General features: G+C 54.1%; 14 protein-coding genes and 1 pseudogene. 9 read left to right on the top strand and 6 right to left on the bottom strand.

What is annotated here, in order from left to right; all coding sequences use genetic code 11:
* Positions 1-14 precede the first annotated feature (14 nt).
* Positions 15-1,337 carry a sodium ion-translocating decarboxylase subunit beta gene (locus tag MWU64_RS08750; protein ID WP_247063556.1) on the top strand — a complete coding sequence of 441 codons (1,323 nt, stop codon included), beginning with the start codon at positions 15-17 and terminating at the stop codon, positions 1,335-1,337.
* Between the two features lie 54 nt (positions 1,338-1,391).
* On the opposite strand, the gene MWU64_RS08745 is transcribed toward MWU64_RS08750, so the two are convergent.
* The 4 genes from MWU64_RS08745 to MWU64_RS08730 form a co-directional block, all read right to left on the bottom strand.
* Entirely contained in the window at positions 1,392-4,535 is a 3,144-nt protein-coding gene (locus MWU64_RS08745; RefSeq protein ID WP_247063554.1) for an error-prone DNA polymerase, read from the bottom strand.
* The gene (locus MWU64_RS08740) at positions 4,508-5,926 is read right to left on the bottom strand and encodes a DNA polymerase Y family protein (protein ID WP_247063552.1); all 1,419 of its coding nucleotides are present in this window, start codon (positions 5,924-5,926) and stop codon (positions 4,508-4,510) included. The genes MWU64_RS08745 and MWU64_RS08740 overlap by 28 nt, the downstream gene beginning before the upstream one ends.
* A gap of 4 nt (positions 5,927-5,930) precedes the next feature.
* Positions 5,931-6,620 carry a translesion DNA synthesis-associated protein ImuA gene (gene imuA / locus MWU64_RS08735; protein WP_247063550.1) on the bottom strand — a complete coding sequence of 230 codons (690 nt, stop codon included), beginning with the start codon at positions 6,618-6,620 and terminating at the stop codon, positions 5,931-5,933.
* 275 nt (positions 6,621-6,895) lie between these two features.
* Positions 6,896-7,147, bottom strand: a complete 252-nt coding sequence (locus MWU64_RS08730; protein WP_247063548.1) for a hypothetical protein — start codon at positions 7,145-7,147, stop codon at positions 6,896-6,898.
* Positions 7,148-7,429: 282 nt separating this feature from the next.
* On the opposite strand from MWU64_RS08730, the pseudogene MWU64_RS15475 reads away from it, so the two are divergent.
* A pseudogene (locus tag MWU64_RS15475) lies at positions 7,430-7,669 on the top strand (lipid A-modifier LpxR family protein); the annotation flags it as partial.
* A 63-nt stretch (positions 7,670-7,732) separates the two neighbouring features.
* Here the strand turns inward: MWU64_RS15475 and rlmF are convergent.
* Entirely contained in the window at positions 7,733-8,662 is a 930-nt protein-coding gene (gene rlmF, locus MWU64_RS08725; protein ID WP_247063546.1) for a 23S rRNA (adenine(1618)-N(6))-methyltransferase RlmF, read from the bottom strand.
* 176 nt (positions 8,663-8,838) lie between these two features.
* Between rlmF and MWU64_RS08720 the strand changes: the two genes are divergently transcribed.
* The 4 genes from MWU64_RS08720 (at position 8,839) to MWU64_RS08705 (ending at position 11,864) form a co-directional block, all read left to right on the top strand.
* Positions 8,839-9,981, top strand: coding sequence for a PQQ-dependent sugar dehydrogenase (locus MWU64_RS08720; protein WP_247063544.1), 1,143 nt, complete (start codon positions 8,839-8,841; stop codon positions 9,979-9,981).
* Between the two features lie 40 nt (positions 9,982-10,021).
* Positions 10,022-10,945: a M14 family metallocarboxypeptidase gene (locus tag MWU64_RS08715; protein ID WP_247063542.1), complete on the top strand. Its 924-nt coding sequence runs from the start codon at positions 10,022-10,024 to the stop codon at positions 10,943-10,945.
* A 27-nt stretch (positions 10,946-10,972) separates the two neighbouring features.
* On the top strand, positions 10,973-11,320 hold the full coding sequence (locus MWU64_RS08710) for a 4a-hydroxytetrahydrobiopterin dehydratase (RefSeq protein ID WP_247063541.1): 348 nt from the start codon (positions 10,973-10,975) through the stop codon (positions 11,318-11,320).
* 115 nt (positions 11,321-11,435) lie between these two features.
* The gene (locus MWU64_RS08705) at positions 11,436-11,864 is read left to right on the top strand and encodes a DUF4399 domain-containing protein (RefSeq protein ID WP_247063540.1); all 429 of its coding nucleotides are present in this window, start codon (positions 11,436-11,438) and stop codon (positions 11,862-11,864) included.
* A 75-nt stretch (positions 11,865-11,939) separates the two neighbouring features.
* Here MWU64_RS08705 and MWU64_RS08700 read toward each other — a convergent pair whose 3' ends face one another.
* Positions 11,940-12,440 carry a lactoylglutathione lyase family protein gene (locus MWU64_RS08700; RefSeq protein WP_247063539.1) on the bottom strand — a complete coding sequence of 167 codons (501 nt, stop codon included), beginning with the start codon at positions 12,438-12,440 and terminating at the stop codon, positions 11,940-11,942.
* Between the two features lie 93 nt (positions 12,441-12,533).
* Here MWU64_RS08700 and MWU64_RS08695 point away from each other — a divergent pair, with 93 nt between their 5' ends.
* From MWU64_RS08695 to MWU64_RS08685, 3 genes are read left to right on the top strand one after another with little or no spacing between them, the layout of a single operon-like run.
* Entirely contained in the window at positions 12,534-13,403 is an 870-nt protein-coding gene (locus tag MWU64_RS08695; protein ID WP_247063538.1) for a LysR family transcriptional regulator, read from the top strand.
* 16 nt (positions 13,404-13,419) lie between these two features.
* Positions 13,420-13,674 (top strand): hypothetical protein, encoded by a 255-nt coding sequence (locus tag MWU64_RS08690; RefSeq protein WP_247063537.1) that lies wholly within the window; start codon positions 13,420-13,422, stop codon positions 13,672-13,674.
* A gap of 27 nt (positions 13,675-13,701) precedes the next feature.
* Entirely contained in the window at positions 13,702-14,712 is a 1,011-nt protein-coding gene (locus tag MWU64_RS08685) for a carbon-nitrogen hydrolase family protein (protein ID WP_247063530.1), read from the top strand.
* The last annotated feature ends 15 nt before the right edge of the window (positions 14,713-14,727 follow it).

Below are 14,727 nucleotides of genomic sequence, written 5' to 3'. Positions count from 1 at the left end.
CCATGGATAAGATAATGACGCTATGGACAGGCAGTGGCCTGTTCAACATAGAGTTTGGTCAGGTGGTGATGATCGCCATCGGCCTGCTTCTTCTGTTCCTTGCGATTCGTAAGGGCTTTGAGCCACTGCTGCTGGTGCCAATCGGTTTCGGCGGTATTCTGGCGAACATCCCGGAGGCAGGGCTGGCCCTGACTGCGGCGGAAAATGCGATTCATTTTGCACTGAAGAGCGATGCGACCCAGGTTCTGGCGGCATTGGCTGTTCCACTAGATGTTGCCTATCAAGCGGGGCAGGCGGTAACGCCTGAGCTGAAGGAAGCCTTCAAAGTAGCGGTTAAAGAAGCCAGCTATTCTGAAATGGCGATGGCGAACTCCCTTGCCCAAGACTTCGGCTACGGCAACGGTATGCTGTACAACTTCTACTCCGTGGTTATTGGCAGCACCATCGGGCCGCTGCTGATCTTTATGGGTGTAGGCGCAATGACCGATTTTGGTCCTCTGCTTGCAAACCCGAAGACCATGCTGCTGGGCGCAGCCGCTCAGTTCGGTATCTTTGGTACCGTGATTGGTGCCGCGTTGCTGGATTGGACTGGCGTTCTGGAATTCAACATTCTTGAAGCGGCCGCGATCGGTATCATCGGTGGTGCTGATGGTCCGACCTCCATCTATGTCGCCAGCGTATTGGCTCCGCATCTGCTGGGCGCCATTGCCGTATCGGCATACGCCTACATGGCCATGGTTCCGATGATTCAGCCGCCAATCATGAAGGCGCTGACCAGCAAGGAAGAGCGGGCTATTAAAATGAGCCAGCTGCGTCCGGTCAGCAAGAAGGAAAAGATTGTTTTCCCGCTGGTTGTTCTGATTGCTGTTGTACTGTTCCTGCCAGATGCAGCGCCGCTGCTGGGTATGTTCTGCTTCGGTAACCTGATGCGTGAATGTGGTGTAGTTGAGCGCTTGAGCGATACGGCCCAGAACGCACTGATCAACATCGTAACTATCTTCCTTGGTTTGTCTGTGGGCTCCAAGTTGATGGCTGACAAGTTCCTGGATGCTCAGACTCTGGGTATTCTGGGCTTGGGTGTTGTCGCGTTCGGTGTGGGTACTGCCTCTGGTGTTCTGATGGCGAAGCTGATGAACAAAGTCAGCAAAGACCCCATCAACCCGCTTATCGGTTCTGCCGGTGTATCTGCGGTGCCAATGGCAGCGCGGGTATCCAACAAAGTTGGCCTTGAGGCTAACCCGCAGAACTTCCTGTTGATGCACGCTATGGGCCCTAACGTGGCTGGTGTAATCGGCTCTGCGGTTGCGGCGGGTGTGATGATCAAGCTGTTGAGCTGATCTTTACTTCTAGCTGTACCAGAAAAACCCCGCTTCGGCGGGGTTTTTTTGTGTTCAGTGAAAATCTCTTGAATTGACCGGTAACGAGTTGATCAGGTGGCTCAAGTCCGAGAGTTTGCCGGCCATCACATGCACGATCTCTCCTTCCTTTTCGATAACCCCTTTTACGTGCAGTAGCCGAGCGGTGAGTAGCGGTTTGCGTTGTTGGCGGGCCGTTGCCAGCCAGACCACAACGTTAACGTTGCCGGTTTCGTCTTCGAGAGTGACAAAGGTGACACCAGCGGCTGAACCCGGTCGCTGGCGGCCGGTAACCAGACCAGCTACTTGCACGGGGATGCCGGGGCGGGTGGTCTTTAGTTGTTCGGCGGTCAGGCAGTGTTGGAGGTGACCTTGTTCCCGAAGCAAAGCCAAAGGGTGTCTTTGAAGTGTGAGGCCTTGGCTACGGTAATCCGCCAGAACGTTTTGACCTTCGCTAGGCTGCGGCAGCTGGCCGCATGGTTGTGGCTGGTAATCCGCTTCGGCCTCTTGAGCAAACAGTGCGGAAGGTTCTTCGTAATCCAATAACTGCCAATAGGCCTGATGGCGGTCTGAGGTAAAGCCGGCCATGGCGTTGGCTCCGGCCAGTAACTCCATATCACGTTGGTTGAGCCCGGCACTGGTGCGCAGTTCGCTGGCGGAGCGATAACCTTGCGTCGGACGGTTTTCATGAACGCACTGGCCGCCTTGGCGGGACAGGCCTTGAACAATTCTCAGCCCTAGGCGCAGGTGCTGATTTGGCCCCTCCAGCGAGTGTTCCCAGTGGCTGAAGTTTACGTCCGGGGGCAAAACGGTTACGTCATGACGGCGAGCGTCTTGTACCAATTGGCTTGGCGAGTAAAACCCCATAGGTTGGCTGTTGAGCAAGGCACAGTAAAACGCCGCCGGATGGTGGCGTTTGATCCAGGCGGAGACGTACACCAACAAAGCAAAGCTGGCGGCGTGGGATTCCGGGAATCCGTAACCGCCAAACCCGCATATTTGTTGATACAGGCGGTCGGCGAATTCCGGGTCGTGACCACGTTCCAGCATGCCGTTGATCAGCTTGTCCCGAAAAGGGGTGAGATCGCCATGGGATTTCCAGGCGGCCATGGCGAGGCGGAGTTTGTCGGCTTCACCGGCACTGAAGCCAGCAGCCACCATGGCCAGTTTGATCACCTGCTCCTGAAATATGGGCACCCCCAGTGTGCGCTCCAGCACCTGACGTATGGCATCGCTGGGAAACTCGACCGGTTCCAAGCCATGCTTGCGGCGAAGGTAAGGGTGAACCATGTCGCCTTGAATGGGGCCCGGGCGCACGATGGCCACTTCGATGACCAGATCGTAGTAAGTCTCGGGTTTTAGCCGAGGCAGCATATTGATCTGGGCGCGGGATTCCACCTGAAACACGCCAATACTATCTCCCTTTTGCAGCATGGCGTAGGTGTCGGGGTCTTCTTGGGGGATATCCTGAATGGTAAAGGGCGTGCCTTTTACGGTGCTGATCAGCTCCAGAGCTTTGCGGATAGCGGTTAGCATACCAAGGGCGAGGACATCCACCTTCATCAAGCCCAGGCTTTCCAGATCGTCTTTATCCCATTGGATGACGGTGCGGTCTTGCATGGCCGCGTTTTCGACCGGCACCAGTTCCGATAGTGGCCCGGCACTGATAACGAAACCGCCAACGTGCTGTGACAAATGACGGGGAAAACCCAGCAAGGTGTTCACCAACGTAAAGAATTGGTTGGCCACTTGGGGGTTCCGGGTCAGGCCTTTGTCCAGAATCTGCTGGCGCCAGTTGGTGGATTGGTCTCGCCAGTCGATGCCGTCCAACAGCTTTTCAACCAAAGCAGCATCGAACCCGAGCGCTTTACCTACATCGCGGATGGCGCTGCGGGGCCGGTACCGAATCACCGTTGCTGCCAAAGCCGCACGTTCGCGACCGTAGCGTTGGTATATATATTGAATCACTTCTTCACGCCGTTGGTGCTCGAAATCCACATCGATATCGGGCGGTTCGTCCCGGTCTTTCGAGATGAACCGCTCAAACAACAGCTCAACCTTGGCTGGGTTGACCTCGGTGATGCCTAGGCAGTAACAGACGGCTGAGTTCGCAGCAGAGCCGCGCCCCTGACACAAAATGCCTTGGCTTCGGGCAAACGCGACTATGTCGTGGATGGTCAGAAAGTAGTGCTCGTACTGCATCTCCGAGATCAGCCCCAACTCTTTGCGAATCAACGCCTGAACCTTCAGTGGTGTGCCGTTAGGGTATCGGCGACGTTCGCCTTCGTGGGTCAGGCGTTTTAGCAGGCCCGCAGGGGTTTCATCGGTTGGTACTAAATCGGGTGGGTATTCGTAGCGCAGGCTGCCCGGTTCAAACTCGCAGGCGTTGGCAATCTGAATCGTCTCGCGCAACCAGTTTTCGGGAAACAGTTTTTGCAGCACTGGGAGAGGGCGGAGGTAGCGTTCGCCGTTTTGGAACAGGCAGCGCCCGGCATTCTCCAGGGTTGTGTGATGCCGAAGGGCTGTGAGTACGTCTTGCAGGGGTTGGCGTTCCCGGCTGTGCATGTGGACTTCGCCGGTGGCGACTACCGGGATGCGTAGGTGATCGGCCAAATCCCGAATCTGAGCCAATTGTTGTTCTTCGCCAACTTCCAGAGTGCGGTTGGCGGCAATGCGTAACCGCGGCTCGAAAAGTCGAAGTAGCCATTCACCGCAAGCGAGGGTTTCAGAAAAGGTAGCGCTTTCCTGCGAGGGTGGGAGCCACAAACAAAAGCAGTGATCCAGCTCGTGAGTTTCAATATCTCGCGTGAAGAGTTGGTATTGGCCTTTTTCGGCACGGCGCCGGCCCGTGGTTATGAGTTTGCAGAGCTGGCCATAACCCTGACGATCTTTGGCTAACAAGATAAAGCGTGGAACGGCTGAGTCGGTAGGAGCATTGTCCAGCTCGAACCAACTGCCGGTTATGAGCTTCACCGGGCTGTCTTTCAGCGCGGCCCAGGCTCTGGGAATGCCGGCTACAGAACAAGCATCGGTGATGGCGATGGCGCTATAGCCTAGTTCCAAAGCTCGTTCGGCCAGCTCATGAGGGTGCGAGGCCCCGGTTAGAAAAGTGAAGTTACTGAAGCAGAACAATTCCGCATAGCCGGTATCCATCAGCCAAACCACCCATGAATAAACCATCCGTCCTGATGGTCCCGGAATACCCAGGCCACCTCGCCGCCCGGCAACTGTGCGATGTAATAATCCCGATGAACGCGCTGGCCGTCCCACCAACCACTGCTGATGCGCTCGGGGCCAGAGTGCCAGTGTGTGGGCATTTGATCCAACGATTTGGGGCCTTTCAGTAGCCATAACGGCCGGTGTGGCAAGAGGTTAGGCTCTGCTGCTTTCCTTTTAGAGGGTTTGCGAACCTCCTTGGCCGACCAGGCACATTCTGGCCGGTGGTCGTTGGAAGGCGACAGTTGCTTTAGTGCCTGATCTCCCAGCCGGGCCTGAAGGCGGCTGATCAGCGTGTGCCATGCTTCGTTCAGATCCTGAGTTTCGCCGAGCAAATCCTGCCCCGTCGGAGCCTCGCGGCCGGTAAATCGTTTGACGGTAAGAGAGAGTGCAATGACTGGCGAGCTTAAAGGCTGCTGATCAAGCTTCAGGCGGATCAGCTTTAAAAATCCGTCCGCCCGATGTTCCGGCCCGGTGGTTCGGATTTGAAAACGAGTTGGTTCTTGGTGCCGGTGCTGCAGTGCAAGCAGCAGGGTGTCGGTATCTTGCTGGCGCCAGCAGAGGTCTTCTTCCAACTCAGACAGAATTCGCTGCAACGAGAATAGAAGCCCTTGGGTGTGCTCCACTTCCTGAATGAAATCCGCCCGCTGCCTGAAAATATGGGGTGGTTGCCAAGGTGTTTTGGGGTCTGACCGGGTGCCCTGAATCTTCTGGACGGTGCTCAGCAGTTCTGGCGATAACCGCCGAGCCAATTCCGGAGCGGGCAGAGCGAATACATCGCCAAGGGTATTAAGCCCAAGGCGTTGCAGGCGGGTGCAGGGCTTCTTGTCAAAACCGGCGGCCTGCAGTGGTAAGTTACCAAGCGCTGCGAGAATGTGGTTTTTGTTTGCTGTGCATTCGCCTTTGCCGGTGAGCGCTAATAACCGGGCTGCCAATGGCGTGTGGCCAATGGCGATCCACGCGGTGAGCTGGCGCTCGGTCAAGGCTTGTTCCACGGTTTGCCAGATGGCCGGTAGGCCGCCATAAAGCTTTTGCAGGCTACTGACTTCTGCCCAAAGACCATCAGGCGATGCCAAGGTAATGTGCGCGGCGTAGTGGTACAGCCAGCGTGCCTGATCTTCCAGAAGCCAGGCTTCCTGTTTCGGATCTGCTTGCATGATGTGTAGGTTGGGCGCTAAACCAAGCGCGGTTTTCAGGCGCATACCCGCTTCTATACCCAACTCACGAGCGGCTGGGCAGGCTTGCATGATGGCTTGGCCTGTACCATCCACGATCACAAGAGCGCCTCCGGAATCCTGATTCCGTTGGACATGGTCCAGTAATAAATGTGGAAAATGCAGGTATAGCCAGAGCATAAAATTACCGTTGAGCCCCGGCCCACGGACCCTGAATTATGTGAGTGGAATCCTGACCGGAAAGGTTGGCCCGGTGCGCCATTGCGAGAGAGCAGCGCTGCCCCGGCCAGCTGCCTCGCCGTTTGATGATGTTGATCTTGAGCTCTTGGTGTTCGCCCGGAACGAGCTCCAGTCGTAAAGCGGCCGGTGAGTTTTGCCCGACATGGCGGCGGCTGCGGAAAAGTACACACACATTGCCGCCGGCTTCCGAGGCCAACTGCAAGCGGCGAACATCACGTCTGGCCAGCGTGCCCGGCCATGCAAGCACCAGCCCGGTAACCGGTGAGCGAAGGCAGTTTTCAAGAGTCCACAAAAAATCGTTTTGGTCTTTTGTTGTCACCATGACCACATGATCGAGATTTACGCCCTCCCGGGCCAAAGCCGGCGCGTAGGGGGTATGGGGCGGGTTTATCCAGAAGATGGTCTTGCCCTCATTGGATACCCTTTGCATAAGCGGTAGCACAAGGTGTAGCTCGCCAATACCGCAGGTGTCCAGCAGGCATTCGCTCAAGGCACCCTTTGGCCATCCCAGTCCGCCCAGTTGGTTGTCCAGCGACTGATACCCGGTGGGTTCCGCAGGTTGGGTGGTCTTTTTGTGCTGATGACCCTGCCATACTCGGGCATCCTGAAGCAGGTTGCTCAGTAGTTCGTTCATGGGGAAATTCTCCGAATACTGTTTATATATACAGTATTCTTAAGAGGTGCGGATTTCAACAGAACAGAGTGAATGTTTTGTTCTAAAACGTTTCAGGTTCAAAGTGGTTGGGGGGCTTATGAAGATGTGGGCTGCAGCGGGGGGAAGGGGGCCGGATTATTTAAGCTCTGTGGCCGGCTCGTGGGGCAGTACATGTTTCACACATTTGCATGAGTAATGAACTACCCCAAAAGCCGTGTGATGAGTAAAGGCTTTGTTCAAATCCTTCAAAACAATCAACCAAGCCCTTCTGTTTGTACCTCACCGCGAATGACGATCTGGCCGCTGTAAGGTGCCGGTGTCGCATTTTTGTGTTCAGCGAAACCCTCTCTGATCTCTCCCCGAATGACAGTTTGTCCGCTGTAAGGCGATGGCTGGGGCTGCTCCAGGTTGGTTTGATCTGATTTTCGATCCGCCAAGCTGGCATTTGCGGGCAGGGCGGCAACGGTAAAGAGGGACGCGAAAGCAACGAGAGCAAATTTACGCATGTCGGTATCTCCAGAATAAGTTGGTTTGAATCTTTCTCTGAATCGCCCGGTGAATCCGGATCAGATGCAGCGAAGTATGCGCCTCTGGAGTGCGCCCGAATAATTGTCAGTTGGCATGGGTTACATCACGCACAGTGATGTTTTGTTGTGGTTTTTTCAGATCGTTTTCTTGGGGGAGGTTTTTTTGTCCGTAAATATGCTTACATATAATTATAGGTGATGTTTTCAATACGTCGCTTTGATTAGTTCTGTGCTGAAAGCTTTATAAAAATACACGCCAACTTGGTTCGGGTTCACTACTTCTCGGAGTTGGCTTTGCGCTTTCAACACATCACATCTATCTTGGCTTCGGCCGCTTTTTTGTTCTCAGCTTCTGCACAGTCTGCTGACTCGGTGTTGGCGGTGTCTACCGATAACGATCTTTTTGCGCCGACCCAAACTGACAGGGACTACACCGCAGGGCTGGCGGTCACTTACGCGTCAAATTCTCGAAATTTTCTCAATAACCCAGCCGCTCGGGTGAGCCAGAATCTGGATAAGCTCGTGCATGCGGTGGGAGGAGTGGCCTTCGCCGCATGGGTGGCGTTACATGAAGGTCCAGGCCAGCACTCTCGTTACTTTGTTCCCCTGTGTCATTTCTATTTCCCGAACATCTACCGCCCCGAGCTTGCGAATCAATTTCGTTGCCGGCTTAACGTTGTCAGCCTTTGATACCAGACTGGTAAACCACCGGCATTGTTTGGAATACGCTACGCTCTCTTTTATGAGCTTTTTAAGAAACAGCTGCTCCCCGCCTTTACACCAAAGCTCTGCTCCCATGCCGCCGAAATTCAGAGTAGGGGATTGGCTTCGGGCTTTTTGTTCACCGCGGCTGCGAGCCAGGTTATTCAGTTTGAGCTGACTCCCTTTCAGGGCTTCATCGAGCGAGGCATGAAAGGGTGGGTTGCATACGCTGACGTCAAAGAATTCTCCGGCCTGAATGATGCCTTCAAAAATATGGTTTTTATCGGGTTGTGTACGCAGTGAGATCTGTTCTTTGAGTGATGGGTTGCGGGCGATGATTTCGGTTACGTTTGCCAGCGACTGAGTGTTGATGTCGCTGCCGACACATTGCCAGCCGTATATCTGGCAGGCTAATAGCGGGTAAATTCCGTTCGCGCCCGTGCCAATGTCCAGTAGTTTGATATTGGCTTTTTCAAGCCCGGGCAAGTCGGCTACGTAGTGGATGTAGTCGGCCCGGCCGGGGATGGGAGGACAAAGAGCGCCTTCCGGAATATCCCAGCCGACGATATTGTAATAGTGGCTTAGCAGCGCGGCGTTGAGGGTTTTTACCGCTAGAGGATCTGCGAAGTCGATGGACAGATTACCGTGCGCATTTGTCTTTACATAATGTGTGAGCGCAGGATGACGCTCTACCAATGCAGGGAAGTCATAGCCGTGATTGTGGCGGTTCTTCGGGTGCAGGTTCTTGCGAACAGGCTTGGCTTGGTTTTTACGTCGATGATGGCTGCTCACAGTAATGGGCCCGGGGCTTGAAAATAGAGTGTAGAAGGGATTTGGCTGAGCGAACAATTATAAGCTTAATGAACCTGTTGGGCATATTCGCGCAGAGTTGGTGTGTCGTCGTAGCTGCTTTGCTAATGTTGTTCCATACTTGTTTTTTTCACCTGCTCACCTTTGATGTGAGGCGAATGATGAAATCATCGCGATCAATACCGTGGCTTTTCCTGATTTTGGCTTTGTTTTGCTCCAGTGCCCTTGGGGATTCTGATGAGCGTGTCATTCAAGGGAATACGGGTTCGAGTTTTATTGCTGAGAGTTATGGCAAATTTGATGAACCTTGGGCCATGACCTTTCTTCCGGATGGGCGGCTTCTCATTACTGAAAAATCTGGTGTTTTGAATCTGGTCCGACTGCAAGATCGCAGTAAGCAAGCCGTTCGGGGGGTGCCCGAGGTGGCTTATGGCGGGCAGGGTGGCTTGGGGGACGTTGTTCTTCATCCGAACTTTCAGGAGAATCGCTGGGTCTATCTATCGTATGCAGAGGAAGGGCCTTGGAGGATCAAAGGCGCTGCGGTTGCCCGGGCCACGCTTAGTCTTGAGGCGGACCCGCCCGCACTTGAAAACCTCGAAGTCATCTGGCGCCAGACTCCGAAGGTTTCCGGCGGCGGGCATTACTCCCATCGACTTGCATTTGGTCCTGACGGGCATTTGTTTATCACCTCAGGTGACCGGCAAAAACTCGAGCCGGCACAGCATTGGGATCAGAATCTGGGCAAGGTAATCCGGATTCATCCGGACGGCTCCATTCCAGAGGACAATCCGTTTCAGGAGAAGGGAGAGCTCGCAAAATCTTTTTGGTCGCTCGGGCATCGCAATGTGCTCGGTATAGCGTTCGACAATCAGGGGCAGCTGTGGACCCACGAAATGGGCCCCAGACACGGCGATGAACTGAATCTGACAGTGGCCGGCGAGAATTACGGCTGGCCTCTGGTTTCCTGGGGGGATCATTACTCCGGCTTTCCCATTCCTGATCACGACACGCGCCCCGAGTTCAAAGCGCCGGAGGTCTATTGGGTGCCTACAGTAGCTCCTTCTGGCTTGGTGCTCTACGACGGTTCGATGTTTCCCGACTGGCAAGGTCAGGCTTTTATCGGAGGTCTGCGCTCTGAATCTCTGTTACGAATCCGAATTGACGGTCAGGAAGCCGAAGAAGTTGAGCGTTTCGACATGGGGGAGCGTATTCGAGAGGTTGAAGTGGGTCCTGAAGGTGCGCTGTGGGTTTTGGAGGATGGCTCAGGAGGTCGCCTGCTGCGCCTTGTCTGCAAGTGTTAGAATACCCGCAACTATTTAGTCACCGCAGGAGAAATTAGCCATGAATACAGCCCCTGACTCTTACCCCATAGGTACGCCCGGAACACCGTGGGGCGATGAGGAACGTGCTGAATGGTTGTCACAACAGTCTCGGCAGCGCAGCTATGAATCGGAAGTGTTGAGCGTCATCGAGCGGCTGAAAGCGGATTTTGACGTAGAGGAATACGGACGTTTGGAGTATGGCTCTGAGCGCTATCCGCTGATGGCGATTCGCAGTCGCGATTGGAATGACGATCTGCCGATTGTGCTGATCACCGGCGGGGTGCATGGCTATGAAACCAGTGGGGTGCACGGTGCACTGCAGTTTGTTGAGCAGTATGCCGCAGATTACGCGGGTCGTGTGAATCTTTTGGTTGCACCGTGTGTCAGCCCTTGGGCATACGAGCGTGTCCATCGTTGGAACGCAGACGCAGTCGATCCCAACCGTTCTTTCCATGAAGACAGCCCCGCGGGGGAATCGGCAGCCCTGATGCGTTTGGTCGCGCCGATTCGTGATCGTGCGCTGTTGCACATGGACCTGCATGAAACCACCGATACCGACGAAACCGAATTTCGTCCCGCACTGGCAGCCCGAGACGGCAAGCCATTTGAACCGGGCGATATACCAGACGGTTTCTATCTGGTCGATGACAGTGAAAATCCGCAGCCGGAATTTCAGCAGGCAATCATAGAAGCGGTGGAGCAGGTAACTCATATCGCACCTGCCGATGAGAAAGGCGAGATCTTCGGCTCGCCGGTCACGTCGCGTGGTGTAATCCAATACCCGCTCAAACAGCTCGGGCTATGTGCGGGCATCACGAACGCCCCATACCGGACCACAACGGAGGTTTATCCCGACAGTTCAAGGGCGACACCTGACCAGTGCAATGCGGCGCAGGTTGCTGCCGTGTGCTCGGGAATTGGTTACGCGATCGCGAACCGGTAAACGCACGATGATGTGGGAGGAAGGGCTGTGAGTGAACTGGCAAAGCAACAGTGCGAGGCGTGCCATAAAGGCGCGCCCAAGGTGACCGATGCAGAAAGGGGTCTTCTGCACGAGCAGATTCCGGATTGGAGCATTGTAGATACCGAGGGGGAAGAAACGCTGAGGAAAGTGTTCAAGTTTAAGAACTTTGCCCAAGCTCTGGTTTTCACGAATCGAGTGGGGGACGTGGCCGAGGCGCAAAATCACCACCCCGCTGTTCTTTTGGAATACGGCAAGGTGACGGTCAGCTGGTGGACTCACGCCATCGGCGGCCTGCATCGAAATGATTTTATTATGGCGGCTAAAACTGACGCTGTATTTGCCGTTCCAGAGTAACGCTCCTTCGGTTAGGCAGCGGTGCTCATCTTGGTCTAGCCTTGTTATGTTGTTGGTCAGGCTTTGTGGTCTTTATCAACACAGAGGGTAATAAACGGAGATAAGGGAGAGCGGCATGAAAAAAAGCACTATGACCTTGTTGTCGGCATTGCTGGTTGCACCGATGATGACTTTCGCTGGAAGCATGATGTCGGAAGCGCCAGACAAAGCGGAAGTTTACTTCGTTCAGCCCAGCGATGGGGCGACAGTTGGGCAAACCGTTAAAGTGGTTTTCGGCCTTCGCAATATGGGCGTGGCGCCAGCCGGTATTGATAAGAAAAACACCGGGCATCACCACCTTTTAATTGATACTGATGTGCCGGCTGATTTAAGTAAGCCGTTGCCGGCTACGGATAAGATCAAACACTTTGGCGGCGGCCAGACGGAAACCGAAATCGAGCTTGCCCCCGGTACTCACACCTTGCAGTTGTTATTGGGTAACCATGCCCACGTGCCTCATAGCACGCCCGTGGTCTCCGACAAGATCACCATCACGGTCAAGTAGCACATAACGGTGGTTGGCAGGTGTCTCAATGCACCTGCGCCACTGACCGTTTTAGATTCCCCGCGGGGCGGCGAATCAGTACGCGCCCTCACTGTAGATCAGCTCATAACTGTGGCTATAGATCTCCAGAATGTTACCGAACGGATCTTCCATGTAAATCATGCGGTAGGGCTTTTCGCCCGGATAGTAGTAGCGTGGTTTCTCCATGCGGCGTTTGCCCCCCGCGGCTACAATGCGCTCCGCCAGTTCCTCAACGTTCGGGTCTTGCACACAGAAGTGGAAAATGCCGGTCTTCCAGTACTCGAAATTGTCTTCAGGATTGGTTTGGTTTCTGAACTGAAACAGCTCTACACCAATTCGGTCGCCGGTAGACAAATGGGCGATCCGGAAACTTCCCCAGCCTTTTCCAAACACTTCCGTGCACATTTCGCCAATGGCGCTGTCGTCTTCTTCGATCTCGGTGGGTTTCATAATCAAATACCAGCCCAGAACATCCGTATAGAACTTAACGGCTTGCTCCAGGTCCGGTACGGATATGCCAATGTGTGAAAAATTTCTTGGATAAACGTAGCTCATTGCTTGTCCTCCGTTTGTGAATTAAGAGCAGGTTACAGAGGTTGGTTGATAACGTATAATTATCATTTGTCATAATTTTGATTAGGGTTTGTGATGATTAATGTTAACTGGTTGCGCAGTTTTTGCATACTCGTTGAAGAGGGGCATTTCACGCGTACTGCGGAGCGTCTCCACATGACGCAGTCAGGGGTAAGTCAGCATGTGCGCAAATTGGAGGAACAGCTCGGCACAGAATTGCTATTGCGGCAAGGAAAGCAGTTTTCATTGTCGGGAGCGGGTGAACGTCTGTACGCGGACGCTCAGGGTGTTCTTCTCGCTTTGTCCAACCTGGAACAGACTGTTGTGGAAGACCCACCGTATGAGGGCACTGTCCGGATCATGTCGCCGGGAAGTGTGGGACTTAAGTTATACCCTCAGGTGCTTGCCTTGCAGCAGAAGCATCCTAAGCTCGTCATCGATTATCGGTTCGCGCCCAATGCCGATGTGGAACAGGCAATCGCCGAATCTACCGTTGATATCGGATTCATGACAGCGAAATCGACTTTGGCGGAGGTAGGTTGTACGCCCATTGCGGAAGAGTCTCTGCTGTTGGTCACGCCTGCGACCACTGAAGACCCTGATTGGAAAACGCTGATGGCCCTTGGCTTCATTGATCACCCGGATGGAAGCCATCACGCGAATTTGCTTCTTGGTTCGAACTATATTGAGTTTCAGCACAGTAGCGTGTTTACGAAGAAAGGTTTCTCAAACCAGATTGGCTTGATTCTGGAGCCGGTGAGCAGAGGATTGGGGTTTACCGTATTGCCTGCCCATGCGGTTGAGGCTTTCCCTAGGCCCGAGCTAATCAAAGTCCATCAACTGGCCCGGCCGGTGAGGGAGACGCTTTATCTTTGCTCACTCCGCCACAGGCCTCTCCAAAAAAGAATGGAAACGGTCATCGCTGAAGCCAAGCGGTGGCTCTAAACGGAGGTTTCTGTCTATGAGCAGGTCCATGTTCTTCGGTATTTTTTCGTCCATTCTTGGTTTGATTGGGCTGATTTTCTTGTTTACGGCGAGTTCGAACCTGCCTGTGTATCAAAGGCCCGTTGAGGCATTCCAAGGCTTGGCATTTACGTTAGTGTGGGGGATGGGCGTTCCCGAAAGCCTGGGATACCCTGCCGCGGCTCTCAGTGTTTTGGCTGTGCTTGCTGTGCTGTTTGTGGTGGGAAAGAAGATTTCGGGATGGTTGGATTAGAACTCGCACACTCTCTGGTGAAAATACATGGAAAAAGTAATGCCGAGCGCAAGACGGCGCATTGCGGCAGTTCAGCTTGAAGCAGAATTGGGTGATGTGTCTGTCAATCTGGAACGTGTTGAGCGGCTTGCCAAAGAAGCGTTAACGGCAGGGGCCGACGTGGTGGCGCTTCCTGAATTCTTTACTTCGCGCATCGCTTTTGACCAGCGTGTGCACGATGCCGTTTTGCCCCCTGACAATGAGGCTGTGGATTTGCTCGTAAGCCTGGCGAAACAGTATGGCAGCTGGATTGGAGGTTCCATGTTGATTGCTGAGGGCGAGGAGGTTTATAACCGTTATTACTTCGTCGAGCCCGATGGCCAGATGCATACCCATGACAAAGATCTGCCCACCATGTGGGAAAATGCATTTTATGGCCCTGGTAAGGATGACGGTGTATTTCAAACAAGTTTGGGTGGTGTAGGCGCTGCAGTCTGTTGGGAGTTGATTCGAAATCAAACGGCCACGCGTTTGAAAGGCCGGGTTGGTTTGGTCATGAGTGGCACCCACTGGTGGACCCTGCCATCGAATTGGGGCAGGCTGGTAAATCGTGGGTTGGCAGCGTTAGGGCAGTATAACCGTTACCTGTCGGAGCAAGCCCCGAGCGAATTGGCCAGGCGTATTGGCGCCCCGGTTGTTCAAGCGTCCCACTGTGGGGCGTTTTCGGGTGGGTTCATGCTGGCCCCCGGGTTTTCAGCGTCGGTGCCTTATGAAACCCATTATGTTGGGTGTACCCAGATCGTTGATGGACGGGGCCAGATCTTGGCGCAGCGAAGTACCAGCGAGGGCCCGGGCATCGTTACATCTGAAGTGGATATTGGTTCGGTGCCAGAAACAGAGGAAACTACGGATCGATTCTGGCTTCCTGACCATGCTTTGCTGATGAAGGCGTACTGGCATCAGCAAAACATGTGTGGGAAAAGTTACTATCGAAAACACGGAAGAGCTGCTGGAGTGCTGGCTGCTAAACGCTATGAGGAGAGCTATAACCGTAAATAGTCGTTGCTCTGCCTC

The sequence above is a fragment of the Marinobacter sp. S0848L genome, assembly GCF_023016065.1.
Lineage (GTDB): Bacteria > Pseudomonadota > Gammaproteobacteria > Pseudomonadales > Oleiphilaceae > Marinobacter.
Note: the sequence above shows the minus strand (reverse complement) of the source record. Positions and strands in the feature narration are given on the sequence as shown.

Excerpts from the sequence above, each read along its gene's own strand:
- MWU64_RS08750 (WP_247063556.1), top strand. The coding sequence starts at position 15 with ATGACGCTATGGACAGGCAGTGGCCTGTTCAACATAGAGTTTGGTCAG.
- MWU64_RS08745 (WP_247063554.1), bottom strand. The coding sequence starts at position 4,535 with ATGGTTTATTCATGGGTGGTTTGGCTGATGGATACCGGCTATGCGGAA.
- MWU64_RS08740 (WP_247063552.1), bottom strand. The coding sequence starts at position 5,926 with ATGCTCTGGCTATACCTGCATTTTCCACATTTATTACTGGACCATGTC.
- imuA (WP_247063550.1), bottom strand. The coding sequence starts at position 6,620 with ATGAACGAACTACTGAGCAACCTGCTTCAGGATGCCCGAGTATGGCAG.
- MWU64_RS08730 (WP_247063548.1), bottom strand. The coding sequence starts at position 7,147 with ATGCGTAAATTTGCTCTCGTTGCTTTCGCGTCCCTCTTTACCGTTGCC.
- MWU64_RS08720 (WP_247063544.1), top strand. The coding sequence starts at position 8,839 with ATGATGAAATCATCGCGATCAATACCGTGGCTTTTCCTGATTTTGGCT.
- MWU64_RS08715 (WP_247063542.1), top strand. The coding sequence starts at position 10,022 with ATGAATACAGCCCCTGACTCTTACCCCATAGGTACGCCCGGAACACCG.
- MWU64_RS08705 (WP_247063540.1), top strand. The coding sequence starts at position 11,436 with ATGAAAAAAAGCACTATGACCTTGTTGTCGGCATTGCTGGTTGCACCG.
- MWU64_RS08700 (WP_247063539.1), bottom strand. The coding sequence starts at position 12,440 with ATGAGCTACGTTTATCCAAGAAATTTTTCACACATTGGCATATCCGTA.
- MWU64_RS08695 (WP_247063538.1), top strand. The coding sequence starts at position 12,534 with ATGATTAATGTTAACTGGTTGCGCAGTTTTTGCATACTCGTTGAAGAG.
- MWU64_RS08690 (WP_247063537.1), top strand. The coding sequence starts at position 13,420 with ATGAGCAGGTCCATGTTCTTCGGTATTTTTTCGTCCATTCTTGGTTTG.
- MWU64_RS08685 (WP_247063530.1), top strand. The coding sequence starts at position 13,702 with ATGGAAAAAGTAATGCCGAGCGCAAGACGGCGCATTGCGGCAGTTCAG.